The 11,934-nt window shown below is 73.8% G+C and carries 13 protein-coding genes and 1 pseudogene; 13 read left to right on the forward strand and 1 reads right to left on the reverse strand.

What is annotated here, in order from left to right; all coding sequences use genetic code 11:
• From AB0E77_RS30100 to AB0E77_RS30135, 8 genes are all read left to right on the forward strand, one after another.
• The coding region (locus AB0E77_RS30100; protein ID WP_361576835.1) for a DUF2637 domain-containing protein at positions 1-1,434 on the forward strand (1,434 nt) is incomplete at its 5' end.
• A 142-nt stretch (positions 1,435-1,576) separates the two neighbouring features.
• Positions 1,577-2,086 (forward strand): hypothetical protein, encoded by a 510-nt coding sequence (locus tag AB0E77_RS30105; protein ID WP_361576837.1) that lies wholly within the window; start codon positions 1,577-1,579, stop codon positions 2,084-2,086.
• Entirely contained in the window at positions 2,086-2,304 is a 219-nt protein-coding gene (locus tag AB0E77_RS30110) for a hypothetical protein (protein WP_361576840.1), read from the forward strand. The genes AB0E77_RS30105 and AB0E77_RS30110 overlap by 1 nt, the downstream gene beginning before the upstream one ends.
• Before the next feature lie 1,837 nt (positions 2,305-4,141).
• The gene (locus tag AB0E77_RS30115) at positions 4,142-4,603 is read left to right on the forward strand and encodes a hypothetical protein (protein WP_225638418.1); all 462 of its coding nucleotides are present in this window, start codon (positions 4,142-4,144) and stop codon (positions 4,601-4,603) included.
• Positions 4,604-4,620: 17 nt separating this feature from the next.
• Positions 4,621-5,025, forward strand: a complete 405-nt coding sequence (locus AB0E77_RS30120; protein WP_361576843.1) for a hypothetical protein — start codon at positions 4,621-4,623, stop codon at positions 5,023-5,025.
• A 168-nt stretch (positions 5,026-5,193) separates the two neighbouring features.
• Positions 5,194-7,656 (forward strand): DNA translocase FtsK, encoded by a 2,463-nt coding sequence (locus AB0E77_RS30125; protein WP_361576846.1) that lies wholly within the window; start codon positions 5,194-5,196, stop codon positions 7,654-7,656.
• Positions 7,657-7,755: 99 nt separating this feature from the next.
• Positions 7,756-7,944, forward strand: coding sequence for a hypothetical protein (locus tag AB0E77_RS30130; protein ID WP_225638414.1), 189 nt, complete (start codon positions 7,756-7,758; stop codon positions 7,942-7,944).
• A 13-nt stretch (positions 7,945-7,957) separates the two neighbouring features.
• Entirely contained in the window at positions 7,958-8,503 is a 546-nt protein-coding gene (locus AB0E77_RS30135) for a hypothetical protein (protein WP_361576849.1), read from the forward strand.
• Between the two features lie 23 nt (positions 8,504-8,526).
• Here the strand turns inward: AB0E77_RS30135 and AB0E77_RS30140 are convergent, their stop codons facing one another.
• Positions 8,527-8,718 (reverse strand): hypothetical protein, encoded by a 192-nt coding sequence (locus AB0E77_RS30140; protein WP_361576852.1) that lies wholly within the window; start codon positions 8,716-8,718, stop codon positions 8,527-8,529.
• 215 nt (positions 8,719-8,933) lie between these two features.
• On the opposite strand from AB0E77_RS30140, the gene AB0E77_RS30145 reads away from it, so the two are divergent.
• From AB0E77_RS30145 to AB0E77_RS30165, 5 genes and pseudogenes are all read left to right on the forward strand, one after another.
• On the forward strand, positions 8,934-9,377 hold the full coding sequence (locus AB0E77_RS30145; protein ID WP_361576855.1) for an RRQRL motif-containing zinc-binding protein: 444 nt from the start codon (positions 8,934-8,936) through the stop codon (positions 9,375-9,377).
• Between the two features lie 18 nt (positions 9,378-9,395).
• Positions 9,396-9,860: a Pycsar system effector family protein gene (locus AB0E77_RS30150; protein WP_361576858.1), complete on the forward strand. Its 465-nt coding sequence runs from the start codon at positions 9,396-9,398 to the stop codon at positions 9,858-9,860.
• A gap of 132 nt (positions 9,861-9,992) precedes the next feature.
• A complete protein-coding gene (locus AB0E77_RS30155; RefSeq protein ID WP_361576861.1) occupies positions 9,993-10,496 on the forward strand; it encodes a hypothetical protein in 504 nt (167 codons plus the stop codon).
• 275 nt (positions 10,497-10,771) lie between these two features.
• The gene (locus AB0E77_RS30160) at positions 10,772-11,386 is read left to right on the forward strand and encodes a GGDEF domain-containing protein (protein ID WP_361576864.1); all 615 of its coding nucleotides are present in this window, start codon (positions 10,772-10,774) and stop codon (positions 11,384-11,386) included.
• Positions 11,383-11,836: pseudogene (locus tag AB0E77_RS30165) on the forward strand (hypothetical protein). The gene AB0E77_RS30160 and the pseudogene AB0E77_RS30165 overlap by 4 nt, the downstream one beginning before the upstream one ends.
• Positions 11,837-11,934: the final 98 nt, after the last annotated feature.

Genomic DNA, 11,934 nt, shown 5'->3' on the forward strand with positions numbered 1-11,934 from the left:
GTCGCCCTGGCCTGGGGATTCAGCGAGCGCCTGGCGCCGTGGTTCCCGGTCGGCGTGGATGCGTCGATCATCGCGTTCCTCGCGCTGGACCTGTACCTGATCCGCAAGGGCACCCCGTGGCCGCTGCTGAGGCTGGCCGCCCACGGCATGACCGGCGCCACGATCTGGTTCAACGCCTCTTCGCAGGGCCACCTCGCCGCCGACCCGGTCAAGGCCGCCAGCCACGGCGTCATGCCGCTGCTGTTCGTCATCGGCGTGGAGGCCGCCCGCCGCCTGATCATCCAAAAGGCCAGGCTGGAAGCGGGAACGGCAGCCGACCGGATCCCGCTGCACCGCTGGATCCTGAGCCCGCTGGCCACTCCCCGCTTCTACCGCCGCATGCGGCTGTACGGGGTCACCTCCTACCCGGAGATGATCCGCCGCCAGCAGGACCTCATCGCCTACGAGCAGTGGCTCAGGCGCAAGTACCACGGGGACCTGAGCAGGGCGAGTGAGGACGAGCGGCTGCCGATGACGATGGCCGCCTACGGCTACACCGTCGCCCAGGCCCTCGCGATGCCCGAGCAGCAGGAACGAGAGGCGCAGAAGCGGGCGGAGGAAGCCGAGCGCCGGCGCCTGGACGCGGAGACGCGTCGGGAACTCGCGCAGCGGCAGGCCGAGGCCGAGCGCCTGGAGGCCGAAGGCGAGCTGGAGACCGTCCGCGCCCGGGTGGAAGGCCAGACGGCCCAGGCCCGCGCCCACGCCCGCGCGCAGGCCAGCGCCGCCGAGCGGGCCGCCGAGCTGGAGGAAGCGGCGTTGGAGACGGCGGTCATCGCCGAGGCCCGCGCCCGCGAGGCGGAGGCGCAGCGCAAGGAAGCCCAGGAGCGAGAGGCGAAGGCCGCCGCGGATGCCCGGGCGGCCGAGCTGGAACGCCAGGCGGCCGAGAAGCGGAAGGTGGCAGCCCAGGCCGATCAGGTTGCCGCGGCCGAGGCTCAGGCCATCGAGACACAGGCCATCGCCGAAGCACGGCTGGCTGCTGCCGAAGCCGACCGGCGTGCCGCCGAAACGGAGCGGGCCGCCGCCGAAACGCGCCGCGCCGCTGCCGAAGCCGACCGGCTCGCGGCACAGGAGACCGAGCGTCAGGCCCTTGCCCACGCCAACGCGCAGGCCGCCCGAGAGCGTGAAGCCGAAACCGAACTGCGCGCCGCCGAAATGCGGCGCGCCGCCGCCGAAACGGAGCGGCGCGCGGTCGAAGCCGAGGACGCCGCCCGGCTCAAGCCGCGCGAGCGGGCCGTGCGCAAGGTCGCCCGGATGATCCTCGCGACCGCCGACGGCGCCGCTGAGCGGCTGCCGCTCGCTGACATCCAGCAGGAACTGGCCGTTTCCTCGCCCGGCACAGCCTCCGAGTACCGCCAGGAGGCGGCCGAACTGCTCGCCCAGGGCTACCGCCCCTGATCACGCCCCACACGGACCGTCCGACGGTTCCGCCGGCCCCCGAGATGATGACGACACCTCGGGGACACGGCGAAGGCGCCGAGACGCCACCCGCAGCTTCCCACCGATCCGGATCACCCCACCACCCCGAGGAGAACCCCTGATGAGCAAGGACATTGCCACCCGGGTCACGACCGGCGTGCAGGCCCTCGCCGTGCCCGGACAGCGCGAGGGCTGGCAGGCCCAGCACCGCGGCAGCCTGCTGACCGACGCGCAGACCTACGACGCCCTCGCCGACGCCATCCAGGCCGACCTGAAGGCCCGCCGCCTGGATGGTGACCTGCCCTGGGGCATCTCGGCTGCGGCCCGGGCCCGCAAGCGGGTCAAGCCGCTGCGCCAGGCCGCCCGCGCCATGCGGCAGGCCGCCAAGTGCATCAACGGCATGGTCGCCGCGTACGAGGAGACCGACCTGGAGAAGGTGGCGCTGCGCCGGGAGGCCAAGGCCGTGCGCAAGGAGATGCGCAAGCAGCAGCTCGGAGCAGCCGCCCGCAACAGCTCGGAGGCCACGCTGAAGCGCCTCGCCCCGGCCGACACCGACGACGCGCCAGCGGGTGCGCCCAAGCTGCTGGGCGACTTCTTCGGCGGCAGCAACAGCCAGCAGCGGGGCGCCTGATGGCCGCTGCGATGTCCCCGAAGCGGGCCGCGCACTGGAACGCCCGATTCGAACAGGCCCGCACGGCAGGCGAGAAGGGCCCGGAGGAGTTCTTCCGGGCCTGGCTCGACCTGGTGAAGGTCTCCGCGATCCAGAAGGTGCGCCGCACCGGCGACCACGCCACCTTCAACGCCCTGTCGGCAGAGCTGGAACGCCTCTACCGGGATCACTGCCAGTAATCGTCATCGTCATCATCATCACCGCCGAAATGGGGGTTGACGGGGGTCCCAACCACGCGTACGCGTACGCGTGCGAGGCGGCCCCCTTCCCTCACCGGCAGTCACCAGGAGAGGAGGGCGCGTGTCCGACGACGACAGCCCGGACAACGTGCTCCAGATGCCCCGCATCGGGTCCCCGCCGCCCCCGCCCGTCCCGGCGCCGCCGACCCTCGACGAGCCGTCACACGGGGCCGACGAGCCGGGCAGCACTGTTCGAATCAGTGCCTTCGACGCCCCCGCCGTCCCACACGCTCCGCCCCCGCCGGCCTCCATCCCGGCCGCCCTGCGCAGCGACGGCCTGCCCCCCGCTCAGGCCCCCTCGGACGCGGGACCGCCCCGGACGGGGGCGCTCTCGCTGGCCGCCATCCTCGCCATCGCGCTCGCCGCGTTCGAGGGCCTGCAGACCTGGATTCAGGAGTCCGGCCCGCGCCGGGCCCAGGCCGCCGCGAACCAGCGCGAGATGGAGCTCCTGGCGGCCCGCGCCACTGCGGACGCCACCCGGCACGGCGCGGAAGCCGACGCCGCCCGCGCCCGCGCCGGGAGCCGCCGGGTGCCCTCCAGCCACGACTACGGGCGCAGCGCCCTGGGACGCGGCTCCGGCGCCCCTGGACGCGGGTCTGCGGGCCTCGGACGAGTTGGCTCCGCAGGCCAGCGACGGGCCGCGAGCGGCCTGCACAACGGCTCTGCGGGGGCCGGGCGGGGCGGTGGCGCGGGCGGCCCCGCAGGGGGCCGACGAGGCCCCACCGGCACACACAACGGCTCTGCAGGTCTCGGGTCTGTGGGCCGCTCGGGAACGGGCCACTCCCCGTCCCGCAGCGGTGCCGCACCGGGCAGTGCGGGCGGAGGAAGCCGCGGGGGTGGTGGCCGCCGCACCGACGGCTCACCGCGCGGCGGCTCCGGCAGGACTCCGGCTCCGGGAGCCGGCGGGCACACCGGCCGCGGTACCGGGCCCGGAGGTGCCGGTGGCGGGGGCAGCGGGCGCCGCTCCCCACGGCAGGTCATGGCCGACTGGCGAGGCCAGCGCGGAAACCGGGGCGGCACAGCGCCCGGCGGCACCGGCTCGTCGCGGGGCCGACAGAACACCGCCAACAACGGTGCGGGCACGCGAGGCCAAGACGGGCGCTCCGGGCCGACGTTCTGGGATGCGGTCGGGGACCGCACGCGTAACCGCTGGCCCCGCCGCCCGGGCGGGGGCCGTGCTGGGCAGAGGGGCACGGGAACCGCCCGCACCGGCTCGGGGGCTGCCGGGGCCGTCAATGACGGATGGGCCGACCGCACGGACCTCCGAGGCGCCGTCTTCACCACCATCAACGACCGCTGGCGACGGCGCCGCAGGCAGTGGGACGTCAACGGTGGTCCCCGCCGCCGCGCACCGGGGCCGACCGGTGGTCCCGGTCCGGCTGAAGGGCAAGGGCCGACCGCGACAGACAACCCGGGACCGAGCGGAGGCAGTCCGGGACCGGCACATGGTCCTGGCCCTACGGGAGACCGTCCGGGACCGACCGGTGGTCCTGGCCCGGCTGGCGGCCCCGGCCCGACCGGCGGTACAGGGGCGACCGGTGGACCGGGGCCGTGGCAGGCGCGGTCCTCTCCGTTCGACGCCGACCCTGGCCCCCGCGTGACGATCACTGTCGAGCAGGTGGACCCGCCGGGTGCTCACGCCAAGCGGTGGGAGCCGGACGCGATCGCCCCGGCGCCGAAGCCGCTGCCTGCCCAGAGCCAGCCCGCCCTGCCCCGCGCTCCGCAACGTCCGGCCGGGCAGCGCCCCGGCACCACCCGCAGAAAGGACCCCATCCCCATGCCCACACCCGCAAGGGCGAGCACCGCACCGGCACCGGTCACCGCCTCGGTACCGGCGGCGGGCGGCATGACCGCCCAGCACGCCACCGACATCACCCTGGACGACGCCCTCAAGGCCCTCACCCGGCTCACCACCGCAGGAATGGAGACGCACGACGACTGCGCCCAGCTCGCCCGCCAGTCCCGACGCCTGATGGGTGAGCTGGAGACGATGGCCGGCGACCTGGCGACCACCCACAACGTCAGCGGCCAGCGCACCAACCGCGCCCTGTCCGTGCTGATGGAGAGCGTCGGCCAGATGGTGGTGCAGGCCGAACGGATGGCCCGGGCCGCCCTGGACGCCGCCGAAACCGCCGAGGCTGAGGAAGTCGCGATGGCCCGCGACTACCGGCCGACCCAAACCGCGACCGCGGAGGCCGGCCTCGCCGCGCCCAGCGCCCGCATCCACAACGAGAACTGACAGGAAGGAGACAGCCCGTGGGAGAGATCGTCCCCGCCGTCGCCGCGGACGGCGCCGCCAACGGCTTCGACGCCGTCCAGGCCAAGCTGACCGCACTCCAGCGCGCGGCGGCTCAACTAAACGAACACGCCGAGCGCGTGGCCCAGCGCATGCGCACCAACGCGAAGGCCGCCACCACCGTGGCCGACCTGAGCGCCGCCGCGCAGGTCGACGGCCGGCACGTGGCCGCCATCGCCGAAGTGGCCGGCCACTTCGGCCGGGTGGCCGGAGGCGCGCTGGGCCTGAGCGGCGCCGCCGAATCCATGCACCAGGCCGCCGGTCACCTCCGCAGCGCGCACCGGGCCGAATACGGCGGCGTGCACGCCGCCGTGGCGGCCTCCAGGGCACGCCAGGCAAAGCCCGGCTTCTACCGGCAGACCTGAACCACCCACCACGTCCCACCACCGGGGCCGCGCCCACCACCGGGCGCGGCCCCCACCTGTATGCGACACCCCTGGCCTCGCCGGACGCCGCACTGCCCCGCTCTCGGGCAGTGCGGCCTCCAGCACGACCAGCGGACCACCGTCCCCCAGCCCAGAAGGAACCGACCGATGAGCAAGATGCCGATGCGCGCCAAGGCAGAGATGGCCGCCTACGGGGCGTCCGCTGCCACTCTCGCCTACGTCCCCTCCATGGAGCTGCTGCCCGCCCACGCCACCGCCGTCGCCATCAGCGGCGGCTGCGTGTGGTGGCTGTACCGCAAGGTCAAGACCCGGGACTTCCGCCGTACGATCCGCAGCGCCCAGCGCATGCTCGGACCGGTCACCGGCGGCGCCGTCTACGCCGCCGCCGCGGTCGTGCCCGGCCACTCCTGGTGGGAGCCGGTCGCAGCCCTCGGCTGGGGCGCCCTGATGTCGGCCGCGCTGCCCATCACCCGCTCCACCTGGACCCCGCCCGACACCATCGCCGCCGCTTACCCGCCCGGGTTCCAGGGCCTGGTCATGCGGCTGTGGGACGGCGCCGAAGTTGCCCCCGAGACGCGGCTGGAGACCATCGAGCAGACGGTCTCGCCCCAGCACCCCGACTTCACCGCGCACATCGTCGCCCCCACCGGCCGCCCCGTCCCGCGCATCGACCCGACCGCCGCGGCCGCCGCGTTCGGCGTGCCCGTCGCCTGCGTCGCCGTGGACGAGATCCCCGGCACCGGACCGGGTCGCATGCGCCTGACCGTTGCCCCGACCACCCGCCGCGGCGGCGGCAGCCTCGAGGACATGTGGGCGGACAAGGTCGCTCGCCCCGGCGGCGCCATCCCGGACAGCGAGATCGTCCGCGTGGAAAGCTTCCCCGCCACCGGTGACCTGCCCGCCCGGGGCATGGTCCTCGCCCAGGTCGACGCCGGCGAGCTCGCCCGTATCAACCACGGCCAGCTCTGCTCCGCGTTCGGCGTCCAGCCCGAAGAACTGCGCCTGGTCGCCGAGGCACGCGGCCGCGAGGCCCTGGTCACGCTGTACGAGACGGCGCCGCTCAAGGTCTCCCGCCGGGCCACGCGGGAGCTGCTGACGCTGGACGCGTACGGCCGCTACACCATCGGCACCGCCCACGACGGCAGCGACGCCAAGGTCCACATGCAGTCCGCGGCCGGCACGCTGCACGGCTTCCTCGTCGGCGTCACCGGCTCCGGCAAGACCGTCGCCCTGGCCCTGATGTGCGCGGCGTGGGCCCTGGCGGGCCTGGCGAACTGGGTGACCTCCGCCCGCCCCGACGCGCAAATGAGTGCGGTCGGACGGCACATCGACCGCCAGGGCGCCGGAGCGATTTTCACCTGGTGGATGCTCAAGGCCGCCATCGCCCTGATGGACATCCGGGGCCAGATCAACGCGGAAGTCGGCCACGACTTCTCCGCCCACTCCCCCTACCCCGGCCTCGTCCTGGTCCTCGACGAGTTCAACAGCCTTGTCGGCGACGACGCCCTGGGCGACGAGATCGCCCACATGACCGACGTCCTCGCCCGCGAGGGCCGCAAGTTCGGCATCGGCATCGTCTTCGCCGGCCAGTCCCTCAACCTGTCCAAGCTCGGCGGCGAAGCCTCCCTGCGCGACCAGGTCCAGGGCGGCATCGGCGTCGTGCTGCGCATCGCCAGCTCCTCCGGCGGCATCGCCGCACGGCAGGCCACCGGCGGACTCGCCGGGGACGTCGACCTCGCCGACATCCCCGACCGGTTCAACGCCTCCACCTCGCTGATGGACCGCATGCACGGCGTCATCGACGACGTGCCCGGCGAAACCACTCAGGGCGTCGGCCACACCGTCACCGGCTCCGGGGCGACCATGATGCGCACCCTGTACGTCCACCTGCCCAAGGACGGCAGCCCCGACGGCCTCGGCGACATCTTCCCCGCGGACGGCTCCATCAACTGCCTCACCGACCGGGAGATCGACGCCCTGACCGAGCTCGGCCTGTGGCACGACTGGACCATGCCGCCGCCCTCCAAGAACGACAACGGCGACGGCGAGGTCGACGGCGCCATGGTGCCGCCGCAGTTCATCGGGATCGGCTCGTTCGCCCCGCCCCCGGCGCCGCCGAAGCCCCGCACCGTCAAGGAGAAGGTCCTCGCCGCCGTCGACCGGCAGATGACGGCCAAGGACATCCGCGCCAAGGTCGACGCCGCCGCCGGCACCGTCCGCAACGCCCTGTCCGACCTGGTCGCCGAAGGCCGACTCCAGCAAGTCGACCACGGCGTCTACGCGCCCGCCGGCCACGGCGCCGCGAGCACCGACCAGGACCAGCAGGCCGCGCAGCCTGCCCCCCAGAGCCCGAACGGCGTGGACGGCCCGCTGGTCGTGGAGGCCGCCGAACTCGTGATCAGCAGTCAGTTCGGATCGCAGTCAATGCTGCAGCGCAAGCTGCGGGTCGGCTTCGCCGTCGCCGGGCGCCTCCTGGACGCCCTGGAACAGCGCGGCATCGTCGGTCCCGCCGACGGCAGCAAGGCCCGCAACGTCCTGGTCACCACGGACGCCCAGGACGACGTCCTGCGCGAGCTCCGCGCCGACTACGCCCTCGCCGCCGACGACTGAACCTCCCCGTGCCGTCGCCCTGGCCACCGCCGGGGGCGACGGCACCGGCATCCGTCCGGCCTGCACCGCCCCGTCCCGAACCATGGAAGGAATACCCTCGTGATCGTCTCCGTGTCCGCCGCGCTGCTCTTGGCCGTCGTCGTGGCCGTCCTGCTGCGCCAGCGCATCGTCGGCTTCGGCTCCGCCCTCGCCTGCGCTCTGCTCGGGTTCTGCCTCGCCTCCACCGGCATCGCCCCCGCCATCACCGAGGCCCTGCACGCCGTGGCCGGCCTCGTGTCCCTGCACTGACGGGAGCTCCCGCATGGCCGCCTCACTGCACCCCGCGCCCGCCGTCCCAGCCGATCCGCGCGTCCGGACGACGCCCGCCGACGGTCTGAGCCTGGACGCGCGGCTGGCCGCTGTAGAGGCGGCCATGACCGTCCGACTGGACGAAGCCGCCGTCGCACACGAGGTGCGGACCGCTCACATCGACACCAAGCCCGTCGACCTCGCCGACGTCATCACGGTGCCGCTCACACCCACACTCCAGCCGCAGCCGCTCCCCGCCACTCCGGTCGCCGCTCTCCTCGAGAGGGCCCGAGCCCGGATGGAGACCGACGGGTGGTGTGCGGGGGCGCTGACCGACGAGAGCGGCGCGGTCTGCCTGCTCGGAGCCATCCGCAAAGAGGCCGGCGGCGACCGCGGCCTGGAGGCCGACGCCGCGTCCGTCGTCCTGGACGCCATCCGCCGCCGCTTCGGCGACGACGTCGACTCGGTGCCGTCCTTCAACGACGCGCACGCATCCGGCCGCCTGCCCGTACGCATGCTGGGCGAGGCCGCCTCGATGGCCGACGCGAAAGGGCTCTGACCGGCCGCCCGTAGCCGGCCCGGTCAGTCGTCCAGCTCGATGACCAGGCGCCCGTAGTCGTCGACCCACGCCGGATACACGTAACCGCCGACGATGGCGCGGTTCACGAAGATTTCGACCTCCGCGTCGGTGTCGATGACCAGGACGCCGTCCTCGTCCGTGAACGCCTGCCACGTGACGCCGTCGGTGTCCATGACCGCCTCGAAATCCACCACCGGCGGATCACTGCGAAACCAGCCCATCACTCCCCCTGCCGCCCTGCCCGCGCGCGCATCCCAGCCTGACGCACTCGCCCTACCCACACCAGCCATGGAGGTAGCCCGATGCTCATCCCCCGCCCCCGCCGCCGCATCGGCCGGCCCCGCCCCGCCGTTCCCGGCCCCCGCTACCCGCACCGTCCCCGCCGCCTGCCCTGCTCCTGGGAGACGCGATGACCACGCGCCGCGCCCGACAGCGACGCCAGGCCCGCCCCCGCATCCCGCAGGGGTTACCCGAATATGAGTGGGGCACCGCACCGACCGAGCAGCTCGCCACGCGCCGCCAGCTGCGCGCCGCGCGCCTGCGACCCGGCGGACACGACCCCGTCGCCATCCTGCGCTGCAAGGCCTGCGCTACTCGCCCGACGCGCACCTGCACCCGGCCCGCGTACCTGTACCGCATCGACCTCGCCAAGCCGATACGGCCCATGACGCTCGCCAAAGAGGCCGCCCTGGACACCGCGATGGCCGCCCGCTCCACTTGCCCGCGATGCCGACGCCGCTACCACCACGTGCTCCCGCTGCGCACGCTCGGCTGCTGCCTCGAGTGCCACGACGGCACCCCCGCCGACCCCGCCACCTACACCCTCCCGCCCGGCCACACCCTTGCTGCCTAACCACCTGGAGACGACGCGATGTCCGCACCGACGATCGCCACGAGCCTCACGGACAGGAACCTGGAGGCGGCCCTGGCAACCGTCCAGACCGAGATCGGCCGCACCGACGGCAAGGCCAGCCTGCTCCTGGCATTCAACGGCGCCTGCCTCGCCGGCCTCGCCTCCCTCGCCGGTGAGGACCTGCCGACGCCCACCCGGGTGCTGGGAGGCATGGCCGTCGCGGCGATCGGTGCCGCCACGGTCCTGCTGCTTTTAGTCGTCCGCCCCCGCCTGGGCGGCCAGGACCGCGCCTCGTTCCCCTACTGGGCCCGCCTGGCAGAGACTCAGATCCACGCCTGCATGAACGGCGACACCCGCGCCGCCCGCATCCGCATCCTGTCCCGCATCGCGCTCGCCAAGTTCGCCCGGCTGCGCCGCGCCGTCGACTGCACCCTCGCCGCGCTTGCGTTCCTCGCGCTGGCCGCCGCCGGCGCCCTGCTGTGACCCCCTGACGACCACCGCTGCCAGCGACCTGGCGGCCTTCCGTACGGTCCCGGCCGGCCTGCGCCTGCTGGCCGGGACGGTGCGGAGGACCGGACAGCCCGGCCAGCACCATCACACCACCCGGAGACTCGCATGACCGAGATCCTGGCCCTCCCGACACGCCCCTACGCCGCAGACTCCCCGCTCGCCTACCTCCTGGACATGGCGGCCGAAGCCGCCGGACCCACCGAGGAAGAGCAGCGCGATGACGCCGAAACCACCGCCGCCCACCACGTCTACACCGCCTACCCGCACAGCCTCGCGCAGGTCATCGAAGCGATGGACTGGCCCGGCTACCCCGCCAAGCGTGACGGCGTGTGCGACCTCGAGCCGTCGGCGGTGGTCTGGCTGGACGGCGGCCTGTGGCTGCACCACACCCTGCACATCAGCGAGGCCGACGGCGCCCGCGACGCCCTCACCCTGATCGTGCCGTGCACCTGCGGCCGCGGTTACGTCGACATCCAACTCGACACCGAAGACACCCTGCTGGAGATCCTCGCCGAACTGCGGCCCACCCACGGCCGCTCCCAGCACACCGACACCCCGCTCGACTGCCGGAGCGTCCCGCCCCTCCCGCGACTGAGCGGCCGGCGGTAACAGACCTGAGGTGGCTGCAGCATCGGCAAAGACACAGCCACCCCAGGGCACTCCCGTCTCCGTCACGAGACGACAGCACCCCAAGGATGCCCGGGCCCGGACGGACAACACCGCACGGGCCCCGGTGATCACACACGAGAGGCGCACCCCCATGCCTGGACAGCCCGGGGTGCGCCTCCTCATTCCGCCCGCACGGGCGAGAACGGAGATCCATCATGCCTGCCCCGACTCTCTTACGGCAGCCCTCTCGCACACGCGTCATCGCCGCGGCCGCTGTGCCGCTCGTCCTGGCCGCGCTCGCCGACGACGTCCGCGTCCGCCGCCAGCTGGACGCCGCCCGCCGCGACCCGCTGACCGGTCTGCACGGCCGTGCCGGCTACACCAGCCGGGCCCGGCAGATCACTGACCGATACGGCGACCACGCCCTGGTGGTCTTGGCCGACATCGACTACTTCAAGCAGATCAACGACACGCACGGGCACGCCGCCGGCGATCGCGTCCTGGCCGTCACCGCGCAGCGCCTGACCGCATGGGCGGGCAGTCATGGCGCGGTCGGCCGGCTCGGTGGGGACGAATTCGCCGCCACGGTGCGGATCGGGTCCGCGCGTCGCCGCCTGCGCCTGGAGGAACTGGCCGCCGTGCTCGCTCAGCCCGTCGACCTCGGCGACGGCCGCCTCGTCGACGTCGCCGTGTCCATCGGCGCCGCCGCTCCCGACACGGTCGGCACCACCGACTTGTCCGGCCTCCAGCGGGCCGCCGATGCTGCGATGTACGCGGGCAAGCACACCGGCCAAGCGATCCTCGCCGACCGCTCCCACGCCGCCGTGCCGTCCGTCAACGGCCGCCGCATCGGTCGGCCGGGCACCCACAGCTTCGGGGCCGCCACGTGACACCGCCGCTCTACGCCCCCGACGCCATCCGCGGCATCACCGTCAAACAGCCTTGGGCCGCCTGCATCCTGTACGGCGACAAGCGCGTGGAGAATCGCCCCCGCCCTTGGGGGCCGGGCTGGCGCCTGCTGCACGCCGGCGTGGCCATCGATCGCCCGGCGCTGCGCGACCCGCTCGTGGCACGCACGATCCGCGGCCTGGAAATGCCCACCCGTGAGGTCTCGGCCTCGTCCGTATACCCGGCTCCCACACCGACCCCGGCGAGACGTGCAGCACCTGAGCGCAGCCCGACCAGGTCCACGTCGACCTCGACGACGTCCACGCGCTGCCCCTGCCCGTGCCCTGCGACGGGCAGCTCGGTCCCTGGCGCGTCCCGCTCGCCGTCTACGAACGCGTCCTGCTCCAACTCCCCCGCACCTGCACAAGCTGCTCCCGGAGGTCACGTCATGAGCTACGTCGGTACCGCAAAGCTGACCGACACCACCGGGCCCGACCCGCGGTTCCCGTTCCCGCACCACTCCGCCCCGACCCGCTGCCGGACGGAGCCG

The sequence above is a fragment of the Streptomyces sp. NPDC032940 genome (assembly GCF_040636935.1).
In the GTDB taxonomy this organism is placed as follows: Bacteria; Actinomycetota; Actinomycetes; order Streptomycetales; family Streptomycetaceae; genus Streptomyces.